Raw genomic sequence first — 16,455 nt, 5'->3', positions numbered from 1 at the left:
CCCTAAAAATATAGTCTTATGAGTTTATACAGTAGTGCGGTAAAGAGACCTGTTACTACGGCTCTCGTCTTCGTAGCAATAGCTATACTGGGTCTCTTTTCTCTTACAAATCTCTCCATAGACCTCTATCCCAAGATAGAGATCAAGAATGTGATGGTAGTAGCATCCTATCCGGGTGCAGGAGGAGAAGATATAGAAAATAACGTAGCCCGACCTCTCGAAAACTCCCTAAACAGTATCTCGCAACTCAAACACATCAAGTCTTCTTCAAAAGACAATTTTGTGGTAATCACCATGGAGTTTGAAGAAGATGCCGATCTGGATGCCGCTTCCAATGATATACGGGATAAGCTCGATGCGGTAAAGGGTATTCTACCAAAAGAGGTATCCAGTCCGCTGATATTTAAGTTCAGTTCGGACGATATTCCCGTCATGCTCATCTCTGTACAGGCAAAACAGAGTGCTGTAGGTCTCAATAAGATCATAGAAGATAAGGTAACGAACAGACTTGCGAGAGTGAATGGCATAGGTTCTGTCAACTTTGCCGGGGCAAGTCCACGAGAAATACAGGTTTACTGCGACCCATACAAGCTGGAAGCCTATAATATCCCAATCTCGACAATAGCCCAAGCGATTGCCGCAGCGAACAAGAATGTTCCTATCGGAAGCATAGACATTGGTAGCAAAACCAACTCCATACGTGTACAGGGAGAACTATCCTCTTCCGATGATCTCAGGAATATTGTCATTGGTAACTTCCAAGGGAAAAATGTATATCTCTATGATGTTGCCAAAGTAGACGATAGCATCAAAGAGAAGTATCAGCAATCCTATGCCAACGGAATAAGCGGAGGTATCGTGATGCTCTATAAACAGAGTGGGGCGAACTCGGTATCCGTATCCAACAAAATCAAAGAGGAGCTTCCCGATATACAGGCTTCTCTTCCGAGTGATGTGAATCTCCAGGTCGTAATGGATACTTCAACCAATATTACGAATACAATCAACAGTTTGATGGAGACTATCATCATCACTTTCATTGTGGTTATATTGGTTGTACTATTCTTCCTTGGACGTTGGAGAGCCACGTTCATTATTATTCTTACTATTCCTATTTCTCTTGTTGCAAGCTTTATATATCTGTATGCGACAGGAAATACGCTGAATATTGTTTCGATGAGTGCCCTCTCCATAGCCATTGGTATGGTTGTGGATGATGCCATAGTGGTTTTGGAGAATATTACCACTCACATCGAAAAAGGAAGTTTCCCAAAACAGGCATCCATATTTGCGACAAATGAGGTAGCGATATCCGTTGTTGCTTCTACACTGACCATGTTGGCTGTGTTCCTGCCCCTTACTCTTGTACAAGGTATGACGGGGATCATGTTTCGTCAGTTAGGATTTATTGTCAGTATCGTTCTTATCGTCTCCACAGTAGCTGCACTCACCCTGACACCCATGATGAGTTCAAACCTCTTGAGGCGTACACCGAGAGACAGTAAAGCATATACCAAGATATTCAGTATCATCAACAGATTCTTGGATAAGGTTTCTGACATATATGCAAAAACGATTGGATACACCGTTCGTCATCGTACATTGACCATTGTAGTATCGTTCCTTGTATTTCTTGGATCTGTCATGATGATTCCTTTACTAAAAACAGAGTTTTTCCCGGAAGCAGACCAAGGACTTGTTACAGCTACTATTCAGTTTGCTCCTGCTACCAATCCTGAGACAGTGAAAGAGTTTACATCAAAATATACAAGCTCTCTAAGGGAAAGATTTAAGGATGATATAAAAATCATCAACTACAATGTCGGTGCACCTGAAGACGATAATGCAAGATCCGCTATGTTCTCTGCCGGAGGAAGCGGAGCCAATTTATGGTTTACAATGACCCCGTATGAGAGCAGAAAGTTATCCAGTTTGGAACTTACGGAGATCATACGTAAAGAACTCTCTCAGTTCCCTGAGATTGTAGAGTCGCAGGTAACCAATGGTATGGGTAACAGCTTCGGAGGAAACGGTGTAGACCTTGAAGTATATGGTTATGACTTCTTGAACACATCTTATTTGGCTAAAACTTTTGCAGAAAAGATGAGAGCAACCGGTGTTGCAAGCCAGGTTACCATATCGAGAAAAGCAGATGTGCCGGAATACAGACTGATTTTCGATGATGAAAAGTTGGCGATGTACGGACTCACCAAAACTACTGCCGCCACTCAGGTTAGAAGTGCAGTGAATGGTATTGTTGCTTCGTACTTCAGGCAAGATGGCGATGAGTACGATATACGAGTGAGATACTCTCCCGAATTTAGAAAGGAACTTAGGTCCATCATGGAGATTATGATCATGACTCCAATGGGTACAGGTATCCGGGTACAAGATTTGGGACGAGTGGAAGAAGTGTCCATGCCGCCATCCATTGAGAGAAAAGACCGGGAGAGATACGTCAGCGTAAGCTGTATGCCTGCCAAAGGATATGCACTGAGCGATCTTGTGGAGACATCGAACCGTATCATGAAAGAGATTGGAGATGTTGAAGGCACCTCATGGAAGCTGGCGGGAGCTTTTGAAAATCAGCAAAAGTCTTTCCAGGATCTCTTCTTACTCATGGCGCTCATCATTATTCTGGTTTACATCGTAATGGCTGCACAGTTTGAAAGTCTCATGGATCCGTTTGTCATTATGTTCTCTGTACCATTCGGGTTTACGGGGGTAATATTAGGTCTATATCTCACCAACACTCCTCTCGGAATCATGGCACTCATCGGGGCAATAATGCTCATCGGTATCGTTGTAAAGAATGGTATCGTTCTCATAGACTATACCCGTCTCTGCCGGGAAAGGGGTATGGGTCTCATCCGAAGCGTTATTACAGCCGGAGAGTCCCGTCTTCGTCCGGTACTTATGACTACGGCAACCACAGTGTTGGGTATGATTCCTTTGGCGATAGGTATAGGCGAAGGATCCGAAATGTGGCAGTCCATGGGTATGACAGTGGCAACCGGATTGGCTTTCTCTACTTTGGTTACACTTGTTCTTATTCCTACGATTTACACCATAGTGGGTGGCTATAAGATTAAACGCCAACGCAGAAAAGAGCTTAAGGGTAGAAAAGAATCTCGAATCATAAAAACAGGACAAGCATGAAAGCCGTATTCATATCTTTCAATCAAGCCTACTTTGAATTCATAAAGGATATTTTGGACAAGCTTCATCTGAAAGGATTTACCTATTGGGAGGAAGTCAGAGGAGAGGGATCCCGTACTGGAGAGCCTCATATGGGAACTCATGCGTGGCCGACTCTGAATGGAGCACTGCTTGTCATGGTTAGCGAAACCAAAGTATCTCCTCTGCTCGATGCTCTGCACGCTTTAGACAAGAGAGCGGAACAGCAGGGACTGAGAGCTTTTGTGTGGAATATAGAACAGACCATCTAAGCAGATCGAATGGATAAATACATTTACAACATCACTTTCCACGTCAGCAAGGTTGTGAGCAAAGAGGTCTTGGAATACATCAAGACCTCTCTCATCCCCATCTGGAACGGCTACTCTCACTGGGATACCCCTCGTCTCATGAGGGTACACACACCACAAGAAGATGTAGAAGCCTTTGCCCTTCAATACGAAATAAAGAGTATAGACAGACTGAGCGAGTTCAATGAACATACGGATAAAGCTCTGCTTCTCCTTTTGGATGCCTATCCTCAAAAAGTGATGCCTTTTTCTGTTGTGATGCAAGAGGAGGTCTGGGATGCCTGAAAAGAGTAAGGAAAAGATCATCATAGGGATAGACCCCGGAACGGTTGTCATGGGCTACGGCATTCTTTCCGTCCAAGGGAGGAAAGCATCCGTTGTAGCACTTGGAGTACTGATGCTGAGCAAATACGAAAATCAGTATGTGCGTCTCCAAAAGATCTATGAAGGTGTCCTATCGCTCATAGATCGTTACCGCCCCGATGAGCTTTCCATTGAAGCACCATTCTATGGACTGAATGTTCAGAGTATGTTAAAGTTGGGCAGAGCACAGGGTGTTGCCATTGCTGCATGTATGTCGAAGTCCATTCCGGTGCATGAATACGCTCCTTTACAGATAAAAAGAGCGATCACCGGGAATGGCTCTGCATCCAAAGAGCAGGTGGCAAAGCTCCTCCAAAGCATGCTAAACATTTCGGACGAACAGATGCTGCCTCAGCTCGATGCAACGGACGGATTAGCAGCTGCATACTGCCATTTTCTGAAGCTCTCCAATCCACTCACGGTCACTAAAGGCAATTCCGACTGGAAAAGCTACATCAAAAACAATCCCGACAAAGTAAGAGGAGTATAAGAAACAGAAACAAATGACATCACAATACGACGTTATAATTATAGGCGCCGGCATCACAGGACTATCCGCAGGGAATAGTTTGGTGAATGCCGGCGTTTCCTTTACCATACTGGAAAAGGAAGAACGAGTGGGGGGACAGATAGAAACCCTCTCTCAAAACGGATTTACCTTCGAGACGGGCCCCAATACAGGAGCAATAGCCACACCCGAAGTGGCAGAGCTATTTGAAGATCTTATCGGAGAAGTAGATTTAGAGGTCGCCCATACCGGTGTTGCCAACAACCGTTGGATATGGAAAAAAGACAGGTTCCACCCCCTCCCTTCAGGACCTGTATCCGGTTTGCTCACTCCCCTCTTCTCGTTCAAAGATAAGCTTAGAATCTTAGGAGAACCTTTCCGAGCCGCAGGAAACAACCCCGATGAGACGCTTGCCTCCTTGGCAGAAAGAAGGCTGGGAAAATCGTTTGTACAGTATGCCGTAGAGCCATTTGTGGGTGGCGTATATGCGGGAGATGCCAAGACCCTCATCGTGAGGCACGCATTTCCCAAGTTATATAGGCTCGATGCCGAGCACGGAGGGTTCATCCGAGGCTCTATCAAGAAGATGCGCACGCCCAAAAGTGAAAGAGAGAAGAAAGCCACAAGAGAAGTATTTTCTGCCTTAGGCGGATTTCAGAACCTCATATCCGCACTGGAGAGCAAGCTCAACAGAAACGGAGAGATACAGACGGGAGTGGACATTCTGAATATAGCATTCGACAACACGCAAAAGATATGGAGCGTGGAGATTCGGGAGAGAGCATCGGGCATGGAGAAAACGCTCCGGTCAAAATCCATCCTCTCCACCGTACCGGCATATACCCTCCCCTCTCTCATGCCTTGGCTTTCGGAACCTCTCAAGAATGCTTTGCAAAATCTGGTCTATGCCCCTGTGATAGAGGTCTCTGTCGGGTTCGACCATTTTCCCGGACATATCAACACAAAAGCATTTGGCGGACTCATCCCTCCCGTTGAAAACAGAAAGATTTTGGGCATACTCTTTCCCTCATCCACCTTTACAGGACGCACACCGCATCCGGATAGTGCTCTTTTTACTATCTTTATGGGTGGAGTGCGCTTCGGAGAGCAGCTTCTGTCCCAGAGTAACGAGGAGATCACAGAGACTGCACTCGGTGAGCTTTACTGTATGCTTGGCATACCATCTTCGCTAAAGCCTTCTCTCCTCTATGTGTCGAAGCATCCCAAAGCCATTCCACAGTACACGCTGCACATGAATAACCTTCTCCCTTTGGTGAAGGAAGCAGAAGAAAACTTTCCGGGACTACTGTTGGCAGGAGGACTCCGAGATGGTATAGGTTTAGCAAACAGAATTACGCAAGGAAGAAGTATTGGAAACCGCTTAGGCGCGCAATACTCTAAAACAAAACAGACTCATGAGTAAAGATAAATCTAAAGTGGTGGCTATTGCCGATGTAGATACCGAACAGCAAGCCGTCTTGATGCAACAGCAGCTCGAAATGGCAGGTATCCGCTGTATGCTGAGCAACCTTCTGAGCACCACCATACTTGGCAAAAATCAGGGCAATGCCGTTATATCCGTCATGGTTCTGGAAGAAGATGTGGAGCAAGCAAGAGAAGTCCTCATAGAGAGTGGTTACGGGCACGAGCTCTATCCTGTCGGAGGGGTTACTCTTGAGCATCTCTCTCCCGAACAGAAGAGAAGCAGAGTAAAGAATGCCCTGTTTTACATCCTCATTGCTCTCATCGGGGTGGTGTTGTATTGGATCTATGTCCTTACAGAAAAGCCTTAAGCCGAACAGCCGCTTACACCAAAGATGAGACCCAAACGGAAGAAACTCAAACCTCTACACATAGCTATTGCCATCGCACTATGGGTTGCGATGGTGGGCTATATCCTTATGTATACAAAGAGGATAGATGGTCCTATCGTATTGACGATATTGATGAGCGGAGCATTTATAGGGGTGGCTATCTACAACAACTCGAAGAAAAAATCCCCCTAAAGAGACCGTTTTCCAACCGATAATATAAAGCTAAAAAAGGTCAATCACCTCTGTTCATATTCCGATATGGGCAGAGGTGATTTTCAATACAAAATCAGAGGATTTTTTCTATAAATGGAGCGGCTTCAGTCGGGATGTTTTATATAAAAACGGAGCTGTGAATTTTCCCCTTTCAGGTGGCTCTTGCGCTTCTCTATTTTTGATGATCGGATCAATTCTACACCTTAATCACATAGTTTTCAATCTATTAGTGAAAATCTCAAATTCGGAAAAAATTTTTTCTTCGTCCATTTGATGGGCTGTTTTCGAGTTAATTGGTGTAAAATTTAACGACCATCTCTATGAATAAATCCTAATGCGATTTTCTGCTCAAAAACGGCAAAAAAGAGAAGAAAACAGATAAAACACTAATTATCAACACTATAAGTAAAAATTCTAAACACGTTAATCGAATCCGGTAAACGTATTAAATGAAATCGGTAAACGTGTTCATTGAAAAATTAAACACGTTAAGCCGAAAGAANTTCTAAACACGTTAATCGAATCCGGTAAACGTATTAAATGAAATCGGTAAACGTGTTCATTGAAAAATTAAACACGTTAAGCCGAAAGAATATGCTGGTTTAGCGTTTTGGCTTAACAGCTATCGGAATTTATGTTAATAAAACACTCCCGATTTAACAGTTCGGTCGTGCTCCGGAAACGACCCCTCCGATCAAAATAGAGAGCAAGAAAAAAGTGAGCATTTTTCGGGATGGAATATATAAAAATACCCTTTTCAAAAGGTTTTACAATAAGACCTATTTTTAAGTTTTCATAATGATTTAATGTTCTATTTCCGAGCAGAAATTATACCGGGAATGTGAATGATTATCACTATATTTGTGCGTTAAAGCCCTCTGATATTGAGAATGGGCTATCACATAACAGAGAATATAAGAACAGACAATATTGCAATGGAAACAAATACGGTAGACGTACGTGCTCTGACAGAGCTTATAGAGAGAGAATCTTCATTTATCCAAGCCCTAAATAACGGGATGGGCAGAGTGATTGTAGGGCAACGCCACTTGAGAGAAAGCCTCCTGATAGGTCTGCTTGCAGATGGACACATTCTACTGGAAGGTGTTCCCGGTCTGGCTAAAACGTTAGCCATAAAGACCCTTGCTTCTCTAATGAATGCAGATTACAGCCGTATTCAGTTCACTCCCGACCTTCTTCCTGCCGATGTTATCGGTACACAGATATACAGCCAACGCAATGAGCAGTTCAGCGTAAAGAAGGGTCCGATATTCGCAAACCTTGTCCTTGCGGACGAGATCAACCGTGCTCCGGCAAAAGTTCAGAGTGCACTTCTGGAAGCAATGCAGGAAAAGCAGGTTACAATAGGCGAAGAGACATTCAAGCTACCCTCTCCATTCCTCGTGATGGCAACGCAAAACCCTATAGACCAAGAGGGTACTTATACTCTTCCGGAAGCGCAGAGCGACCGCTTTATGCTTAAAGTTACCGTAGGCTATCCGGACAAAGAGGAAGAAAAAGAGATTATCAAAAGCCAGATGTTGGCGGAACAAGAGAGCATCTCGCCGGTAGTATCCATTTCGGATATTGCTCATGCAAGAGATATTGTACACCAAGTCTATATGGACGAAAAGATTCGTCAGTACATCGTAGATATTGTACACGCCACCCGCTTCCCTGCTCAAGCAGGCATCAACACCCTTTCCAACATGATAGCCAACGGAGCGTCTCCTCGTGCCAGCATCAATATGGCGTTGGCTTCCCGTGCTTATGCCTTCATCAAGAGGAGAGGATTTGTCATTCCGGAAGATGTACGTGCAGTGTGTCATGATGTTCTTCGCCACCGTATAGCGCTCTCTTACGAAGCGGAAGCAAACAACCTCAAGACAGAAGAGGTGATCAACGAAATATTGGACAAGGTTCAAGTCCCTTAACATCACCGCTCTATCGGTTAGATTCCCATAGAAAACCAGAGATATGTCCGAACATATTCAATTGGAAGATCTCTTACGCCGTATCCGTCGCATAGAGATAAAGACAAAAAGACTATCCAGCAACATCTTTGCGGGAGAGTATCATACCGCCTTCAAAGGACGCGGTATGGTCTTTAGCGAAGTACGAGAATACAGAGAAGGAGACGAGATAAGGGATATAGACTGGAACGTTACAGCCAGATACTCCAGACCGTTTGTCAAAGTGTTTGAAGAGGAGAGAGAGCTGACTCTGATGCTGATGGTGGATGTCTCCAACAGCGGACTCTTCGGAACACATGGCAGAACAAAACGGGAGCTGATAGCCGAAGTGGCAGCAACTTTGGCATTCTCCTCCATACAGAACAATGATAAAGTGGGCGTGCTGTTCTTTTCGGACAGGATAGAGAAGTTTATCCCTCCCGGAAAAGGACGGAAGCATGTCCTCCACATACTTAGTGAGATACTGACACTAAAGCCGGAAGGCAAAGGGACAAACATAGAGCACGCACTCTCTTACATCCGAAACATGATGAAGAAGCAGTGTTCCGTCTTTTTGCTGTCCGACCTCATAGATGAAAATCCCTACGAAACAGCCCTCTCTCTTATAGCAAGAAAGCATGACTTGCGAGTGATCAGGGTATATGACCGACACGAGGCGAATCTGCCCGACGTGGGTCTGGTTCGGGTGGAAGATGCGGAGACCGGAAAGATGAGAACGATAGACACATCCAACCGAAAGACCCGCGAAAGCTTTGCACGCAGATGGAAAGAGCAGACCATCGGTATAGAGACGATGCTCAACAAGTATGACATCGGACATGTAACCATGCTCACGGATGCAGACTATGTTCCGGGACTGCTACAACTGTTTGCAAAAAGATAACATAAAGCGATACGATGAACGTTTGCAAGACAAAAGATACTTTTAGACCCTGTACAAAACCGCTACTTATGCTTCTTGTACTGCTTCTCTTCTCTGTAAAAGCAGTAGCCCAAGAGCCTCTCCGTGGTACGGATAGCCGTGTGAGAGTGGTTACAAGTATAGATCCTGCCTCCATTTTGGTTGGAGAACAGAGTGTGCTGACCATCAAAGTATATACTCCCAAGGGTGCTAAAGTCAATATCAATCTGCCCGAAAATGCGCTTTTGAATGGTGTCGAGGTGCTCTCTGCCCCTGTTCTGAAAGACTCCTCAATGATCAGCGACGATATTGCAGAACGCATTTACACTGTTCCCGTTACGGCTTTCGACTCTGCCACTTACGAGGTAAAGCCTGTGGATGTGTTGGTGGACAACCAAGTCTATTCGCAAGAAGAGGCTCCCCTGCTTCAAGCTACGAATATTCCGGTGAATGTCAGCAAGCCGGATCAGTTCTTTGGCATAAAAGAGAATTGGAAAGTTCCTTTCGTTTGGAAAGACTATCTCTGGATTCTCTATCTGCTTGCAAGCTCTCTTCTATTCATTGCCGCAGTGGTTCTTCTGGTAATATACATTGCTCGAAAAAGAAAGACGGCAGTAGCTCTTCCTCCTGATATCCCCGTTACAGACCCTTATACAGAAGCGAAATCCACACTGGAAGAGCTGAGAAAAGCGGAGCTGTGGAGACAAGGTAGCGTAAAAGAGCACTACACGATACTCTCCGACACCATCAGACGCTACCTTGAAAGGACATTGGGACTATCCACAATGGATAAGACTTCTGCGGAGATCGTAGAGCAGATGTCCCTTCGCAAAGAGGTAAAGCACGAACATGTGGGAGAGCTTAGAGCATTGCTTTCCGAAGCAGATCTCGTGAAGTTTGCAAAGTATAAACCGAGCGAGTCCGAAAATATAGGATCTGTCAATGCCTCCAATAAGTTTATAGACGATCTACATGAGGAGCATAAGGCTTATATTGAAGAGCTAGCTCGTGCAGAGAAAGAAGATATGTCCAAAACAGAAAACAGATCTGAGTCATGACCTTTGCACATCCTCTATACTTCATACTCCTGTTGGCTGTTCCGGCTCTCGTGGCTCTCTATATCTACAGAGAGCGTGTAAGACCTGCAACATTTACCCTTTCTTCTTTGCGTAATCTGAAGAAGATAAAGCCGGGACTGAGAGTATCTCTCCGCCATCTGCCGATGATCTGCCTGATGTTGGCTTATACCTCCGGTGTGATAGCACTGGCAAGGCCCCGATTGTTCAACTCCAGCACGACCAGTAGTACCGAAGGGATCCATATCATGATGGCTATGGACATCTCTACAAGTATGTTGGCGGAAGACTTGCAACCCAACAGGTTTGAAGCGGCAAAAGAAGTCGCCGCGCACTTTATCAATAACAGACCCAATGATAATATCGGTCTGGTGGCTTTTGCAGCCGAAAGTTATGTGCAGTGTCCCATGACTACGGATCATGCCACCCTGCTGAACCTGCTCAATGCTCTTGAAATGGGTATCATTGATGACGGTACTGCGATAGGAGATGGACTGGCAACGGCAGTGGGAAGGCTGAAAGACTTGGATGTGGAATCCAAAGTGGTGATCATGCTAACGGATGGAGCCAACAACAGGGGGGCTTTATCGCCAAGGACTGCAACGGAAATGGCAGAAGCTCTTGGGGTAAGAGTCTATACGATAGGCGTGGGCAGCAAAGGCACTGCTCCCTATCCGGTTCAGACAATGTTCGGTCTCCAATACCAAAATATCGAGGTAGATATAGATGAACCGGCACTTCGACACATTGCAGAAAATACCGGAGGAAAATACTTTAGAGCCACCGACAACGAAGAACTTAAAGGTATATATGATGAGATAGACAAGCTGGAAAAAGTCAAAATCAAGGTCGATACTATAAAAGTACAGCGAGAACTGTTTATGCCTTTCGTATTGGGAGCTTTGTTCTTCCTCGTATTTGCTCTACTGGGACGTATAACCATCTTTAGAGTAGTACCATAAACCATTTTTAGAGATATGAGATTTTTACATCCCGAAATATTGTGGCTGCTTGTTCCGATAATAGTATTGGGACTCTTCTCTCTCTATCGCATCGTTACTCTGAGAAAGAATATCAAACGGTTTGGAGAGTATGAGTTGGTTCGTCAACTAATGCCGGATCTTTCTCTCAGAAGGCGAATGAACAAAGACTTTATGCTTCTTTCGGTGGCAACGCTCCTTGTTCTTGCAGCTGCTCGTCCTCAAATGGGAACCAAAGAAGAGACTATAGAAAAACGAGGCATAGAGGTAATGATCTGTTTGGACCTCTCCAACTCCATGCTCTCACAAGATGTTGCTCCGTCAAGACTCTCTATTGCAAAAAATATTGTTTCCAGATTAACGGATAAGTTGACTGAAGACAAGCTCGGACTAATCTTCTTTACCTCTTCGGCTTATGTTCAGCTTCCTATTACAAATGATATAGTCTCCGGGAAGATGTTTTTGCAACACGCTTCTCCGGAAATTATGCCAGATCAGGGAACAGACATAGCCAATGCTCTGAGACTCGCTTCTCGCAGTTTTTCTACATCCGAAGATGAAAAGATCGGACGCACGGTAATAGTAATCTCCGATGTAGAAGACCATTCTCAAAAAGCGGTGGATATGGCAAAAGAGCTGGCTCAGAAAGGAATTGCAGTCAATATCATTGGAGTGGGATCCGATAATGGTGGTCCGATTTCAATTCCGGGAGAAGGATATGTACAGGACGCAGAAGGGCAGATGGTAATAAGCAAGGTTAATGACGAACTGGGAAAAGAACTGGCATCAGCAGGGAATGGTCTTTATGTTCGTGCGACAAATGTATCCGGAGCGGTGTCTGTCTTGACAAAGGCTCTGGAAAAGATGCAAAAGGCAGACTTTAAGCAGACAATATACTCTACTTACGATGAAAAGTTTACATGGTTTCTTCTTCCGGCTCTTCTTCTTCTAATCGTGGAATCTATCTATCTCAACCGTAAGAACAGATGGATAAAAAGAGTGAATCTCTTCGATTCTGCAAAAAATGAGACTAAGAAATGAGAAAGATAATACTATACATATTTGCATCCACAGTACTGGTATTCGGCTTTTCCAACACAACTTTTGCTCAAAGAAAAGTGAGACAAGAGGTTAGAAAAGGGAATAAAGCCTTCCAAAAAGAGAGCTATAATGATGCGGAGATAGCTTATCGAAAAGCTCTCTCTATCGCTCCAACAGACTCCACTGCCATGTACAATCTGGCTGCAACCCTGCTCCAAACAGAAAGAGGAGAGGAAGCTTTCGATCTCTATAAAAGATTGACGGAAGTGGTAAAGAGAGGCAACAGTTCTGCCGATGTACACCACAATATCGGTGTAATGCTCATGGCACAAAAGAAGTATGCAGAGGCAATAGAGCTTTACAAGGAAAGCCTGCGAGCAAGACCGACAGACAACGACACCCGATACAATCTGATCCTTGCACAAAAGCTCTTGCAACAAGAGAATAAGGGCGGAGGAGAAAACCAGGATAAGAATCAGGAACAACAAGATAAGAAGGAGCAAAATCAGAATAAGGAGAAACCCAATGAGGATCAGCAAGAGAACGATAAGAAAGATCGCGCTCAAGAAAAAACCTCAGAGGCTCAAGAGAAGATGTCTAAAGATAATGCCGAAAAAATTCTGAAGGCTTTCCTTGAAGATGAGAAGAAAACGCAAGAGAAGGTAAACAAAGCTCAAAGTCAGCACGCAAACAGAAAACGAGCAGACAAAAACTGGTAAGCATTTGACTCATGAACAGATATTATACCCGAATGCTACAATGGGGTCTTACCATTGTTCTTTTATTGACAACAACCATAGCTGTATCACAGAATGGAGCTTCCGGTAAAAGCCTGAAGCTTTCCGTTGATGTCGAGTCCGCACCACGTGTTGGAGAGCCATTCAAAGTCTCTTTTACGATTGATGCAAAAGCAAGAGGAATAAAGTTGGGAAGCTTAGATCCTTCCTTGAAAATCATATTAGGTCCATCCATTGCATCGGGAGAAAGACAGATTATATCCAATGGGAAAAGAGAGTCTTCCTCTTTCTCTTCGTTCTCATACATGATTATGGCAGAAAAAGAAGGGACATTTAAGATCCCGGCAGCCTCTGTCAAGGTCGGTTCTGCTACTTATAACTCGGCGGTTCAAACATTCAAAGTCTTTCCGGCAGATACTAAAAAAGGCTCGGAAACAACAGCTGCAGACGGATCGACAAAGCATATAGACTTGAATAAGGGAGTGTTTTTCAAGCTTATCTTATCCAAGACAACCATGTATGAACAAGAGGGTTTCCTTGCCTCTTTCAAGATATATTCCCTGTATGATTTCAGCTTTAACGATGTAAAGTTTCCGGAATTCGATGGTTTTCTTTCCCAATCTATCGAAAGTCCCGGACAGATTCAGCTCACGCCAGAACAGTATAACGGACGACTTTATCTCACCGGTATCATAAAACAGTTCTTCCTAACTCCTCAAAGATCAGGGGAACTTATTATTCCGGTTGGGAAATTCGACTTGACCGTATCCGTTCCCGTCCAAAGAGCTCAAGATGATATGGATGCAATATTCGGGAATTATCTGGGATCTTATCAGAATATCGAGAAAACTTTTAGCTCTCAAGCAACACGAATAAAGGTCAAACCTCTTCCGATACCCGTTCCGGAAGGATTCAATGGAGCCATAGGACAGTTCAGCATGGACGCGTCCGCTCCTCTGTCTGTAATTAAATCGGGAGAAAGTTATAAGATTGTCGTAAAAGTTTCTGGGAAAGGCAACCTGAAGTTGATGGATATACCCAAACCTGTATTCCCTACAGACTTTGAAGTGTACGACCCTCAAGAAAATCAGGATATCACGATCTCCGAATCGGGTGCTTCGGGACAGAGAGAAGTCTCATACTTTGCCGTTCCTCGCTCTCAAGGCGATTATACCATACCGGCAATACGTTTGGTTTACTTCGATCCGGCTCAAGGTCAGTACAAGACAATCTCCTCCAAGCCTTTCAAGCTTCATGTCGATAAAGGGGATGGTACTCAGGTAGCATCTGTATCCAATTTCACACAGAACGAAGATGCTTCAATACTCAGCACGGATATCCATTATATTAAAAAACTACCTTCCAAAGCTCATACATTACCCTCTCGAAACAGGATAGGGTACATCCTCTCCTATATTGCCATCGTCCTATTGACAATAGCGATATTCTTTATACTCCGATCAAAGAACAACGAAAAGACAGATAATGTGGCTTATCGCAGTAAAAGAGCAGGCAGTGTCGCAAGAAAATGGCTAAAGCAAGCAGAAGAAAGTCTAAAGAGAGGAGATTCCGACGAATATTATGAGACACTGCTTAGAGGTATGGTAGATTACCTTGGAAGCAAGCTAAATATCCCCATGTCCACATGGAGCAAAGAGACTGCGGAGGAGAAACTTTTAAGTTTTGGAGCATCAAAGGAGCTCCAACAAGAGACTGTCAGCCTGCTTTCTCAGCTTGAGTTCAGTCGCTATGCACAAGATCAGTCTATCTCCCAACGGGAAGAGCTGTACAGACAGTGCGTTTCACTTATCGGACAAATCGAAGAAATAAAAAAGAGATGAAGCATACCTATATACTCCATGTTCGTTCAATACTGCTCATGATCCTGCTCTGTCTTCCGACGTTAGGAGCAAAGGCGCAGCAAGAAATGCTTATTGATGAAGCGAATACCGCATATTCACAGACCGACTTTGAGAAAGCGATAGAGATTTACACCCAAATCATCGAATCCGAAGCAACGCCTACCGCAGAGTTGTATTACAATCTTGGTTGTGCCTATTTCAAGAGCGGAGATATTGGGAGAGCCATTCTGAACTTTGAGCGAACGCTAAGACTAAAACCCGGAGATAAGGATGCTCTACACAATCTCAAGATTGCTCAAAGCCGCACATTGGACAAAATCGTGGATACGGAAACTCCTTTTGTGTACAAGATCCTTGACAGCATAGCCCTCTCGGCACAAATCTCCACATGGATGATACTGGCTCTTCTCTTCTTTTTGGGAGTCTGCATCTTGGGGATCCTCTTCTTTTTCAAGAATGGTTCGCCTCTGCAAAAGAGACTGTTCTTTTACGGAGCAATTCTCTCCCTGGCTCTCACTCTTGTTTTTAACCTTCTTGCATGGCGAGCATCGGTGGTAATCTACGATGAAACCAAAGCCATCATCACGACAGAAGTGGTTACTCTCAAAAGTTCACCGGACAATGCTTCGGAAAATCTATCCATCATTCACAACGGCATCAAGGTTACCCGGCTTCAAGAGCTTAACGGCTACACGGAAGTTTCGCTTCCGGATGGCACAAGAGGCTGGCTGAAAAGCTCGGATATAGAACAGATATTACCTTCCAACCTTATACAAGGTAACTAAACACCCGGCTACGATGATAGAACAATTGGTTCCATTAGAACAGGATCTCTTTCTTTGGTTAAACAGTCTGCATACTCCATATTTGGATGGAGTGATGTACATGATATCCGATAAATTTCCATGGATCTTTATTGGTGTCATCTATCTTTTTCTTGTGTGTTACAAACAAAATTACAAAGAGGTACTGCTGCTCATTTTGGCACTGTCTATGCTTATTCTCATAGGAGATCAGCTCTCTTCTCATATTATTAAGCCTTGGGTGGGACGTCTTCGCCCCTCTCATCATCCGCTGACGGCAGACCTGGTACACACTGTACTCGACTATCGAGGCGGTAGATATGGTTTTATCTCCGGGCATAGCACCAACTTTCTATCCTTTGCCTGCTTTACCGCACTGCTTTGGCGCAACCGTTTTTACAGCATCATAGCCATTCTTACCGGGCTTACCGTTGCCTATTCAAGGATCTATCTCGGCGTACACTTTATTACGGATGTTATTCCGGGCATAGCAGCCGGTGTTGCCATCGCATTTCTCGTTTATGCCATATACATCTTCCTGAGAAAACGAGTAATGAAGCTCTCCACTCAAGAGGCGAAGATCCCCTACATTCAGCCGTCCGGCATGACCAAAGTATTCGGATATATGTTGCTGTTATTCTACATCGGGCTTTGGACAGTCTCTCCCATATTATTTCCCCTTTACTATTAGTATCA

The 16,455-nt window shown here is 44.3% G+C and carries 16 protein-coding genes; all 16 read left to right on the top strand.

Annotation, left to right across the window (positions count from 1 at the left end):
• Positions 1–18 precede the first annotated feature (18 nt).
• The 16 genes from HQ29_RS05300 (at position 19) to HQ29_RS05225 (ending at position 16,450) form a co-directional block, all read left to right on the top strand.
• A complete protein-coding gene (locus HQ29_RS05300) occupies positions 19–3,159 on the top strand; it encodes an efflux RND transporter permease subunit (protein ID WP_036868068.1) in 3,141 nt (1,046 codons plus the stop codon).
• Positions 3,156–3,449, top strand: a complete 294-nt coding sequence (locus HQ29_RS05295; RefSeq protein WP_036791929.1) for a PG0541 family transporter-associated protein — start codon at positions 3,156–3,158, stop codon at positions 3,447–3,449. The genes HQ29_RS05300 and HQ29_RS05295 overlap by 4 nt, the downstream gene beginning before the upstream one ends.
• A gap of 9 nt (positions 3,450–3,458) precedes the next feature.
• Positions 3,459–3,773: a DUF4286 family protein gene (locus HQ29_RS05290; RefSeq protein ID WP_036868066.1), complete on the top strand. Its 315-nt coding sequence runs from the start codon at positions 3,459–3,461 to the stop codon at positions 3,771–3,773.
• The gene (gene ruvC / locus HQ29_RS05285) at positions 3,766–4,341 is read left to right on the top strand and encodes a crossover junction endodeoxyribonuclease RuvC (protein WP_036868064.1); all 576 of its coding nucleotides are present in this window, start codon (positions 3,766–3,768) and stop codon (positions 4,339–4,341) included. Before HQ29_RS05290 ends, ruvC begins: the two co-directional genes overlap by 8 nt.
• A gap of 13 nt (positions 4,342–4,354) precedes the next feature.
• Entirely contained in the window at positions 4,355–5,782 is a 1,428-nt protein-coding gene (hemG, locus tag HQ29_RS05280) for a protoporphyrinogen oxidase (RefSeq protein WP_036868062.1), read from the top strand.
• Positions 5,775–6,152, top strand: coding sequence for a putative signal transducing protein (locus tag HQ29_RS05275; protein ID WP_036863803.1), 378 nt, complete (start codon positions 5,775–5,777; stop codon positions 6,150–6,152). The genes hemG and HQ29_RS05275 overlap by 8 nt, the downstream gene beginning before the upstream one ends.
• Before the next feature lie 24 nt (positions 6,153–6,176).
• Positions 6,177–6,365, top strand: coding sequence for a hypothetical protein (locus tag HQ29_RS05270; RefSeq protein WP_036845977.1), 189 nt, complete (start codon positions 6,177–6,179; stop codon positions 6,363–6,365).
• Between the two features lie 956 nt (positions 6,366–7,321).
• Complete coding sequence (locus HQ29_RS05265) at positions 7,322–8,320, top strand: AAA family ATPase (protein ID WP_036846425.1); 999 nt, start codon at positions 7,322–7,324, stop codon at positions 8,318–8,320.
• A 55-nt stretch (positions 8,321–8,375) separates the two neighbouring features.
• Positions 8,376–9,242: a DUF58 domain-containing protein gene (locus tag HQ29_RS05260; RefSeq protein WP_036868390.1), complete on the top strand. Its 867-nt coding sequence runs from the start codon at positions 8,376–8,378 to the stop codon at positions 9,240–9,242.
• A 68-nt stretch (positions 9,243–9,310) separates the two neighbouring features.
• Positions 9,311–10,318 (top strand): hypothetical protein, encoded by a 1,008-nt coding sequence (locus HQ29_RS05255; RefSeq protein WP_036868060.1) that lies wholly within the window; start codon positions 9,311–9,313, stop codon positions 10,316–10,318.
• Positions 10,315–11,298 (top strand): vWA domain-containing protein, encoded by a 984-nt coding sequence (locus HQ29_RS05250; RefSeq protein ID WP_036791906.1) that lies wholly within the window; start codon positions 10,315–10,317, stop codon positions 11,296–11,298. Before HQ29_RS05255 ends, HQ29_RS05250 begins: the two co-directional genes overlap by 4 nt.
• A 15-nt stretch (positions 11,299–11,313) precedes the next feature.
• Positions 11,314–12,357, top strand: a complete 1,044-nt coding sequence (locus HQ29_RS05245; RefSeq protein WP_036868058.1) for a vWA domain-containing protein — start codon at positions 11,314–11,316, stop codon at positions 12,355–12,357.
• The gene (locus HQ29_RS05240; RefSeq protein WP_036868055.1) at positions 12,354–13,076 is read left to right on the top strand and encodes a tetratricopeptide repeat protein; all 723 of its coding nucleotides are present in this window, start codon (positions 12,354–12,356) and stop codon (positions 13,074–13,076) included. The genes HQ29_RS05245 and HQ29_RS05240 overlap by 4 nt, the downstream gene beginning before the upstream one ends.
• An 11-nt stretch (positions 13,077–13,087) precedes the next feature.
• Complete coding sequence (locus tag HQ29_RS05235) at positions 13,088–14,935, top strand: BatD family protein (protein ID WP_082226845.1); 1,848 nt, start codon at positions 13,088–13,090, stop codon at positions 14,933–14,935.
• A complete protein-coding gene (locus HQ29_RS05230) occupies positions 14,932–15,741 on the top strand; it encodes a tetratricopeptide repeat protein (protein ID WP_052089844.1) in 810 nt (269 codons plus the stop codon). Before HQ29_RS05235 ends, HQ29_RS05230 begins: the two co-directional genes overlap by 4 nt.
• Before the next feature lie 13 nt (positions 15,742–15,754).
• On the top strand, positions 15,755–16,450 hold the full coding sequence (locus HQ29_RS05225) for a phosphatase PAP2 family protein (RefSeq protein WP_036868051.1): 696 nt from the start codon (positions 15,755–15,757) through the stop codon (positions 16,448–16,450).
• Positions 16,451–16,455: the final 5 nt, after the last annotated feature.

The sequence above is a fragment of the Porphyromonas canoris genome (assembly GCF_000765975.1).
GTDB lineage: Bacteria > Bacteroidota > Bacteroidia > Bacteroidales > Porphyromonadaceae > Porphyromonas_A > Porphyromonas_A canoris.
The sequence above is the reverse complement of the archived record's forward strand: the minus strand, read 5'-3'. Positions and strand labels throughout refer to the sequence as shown.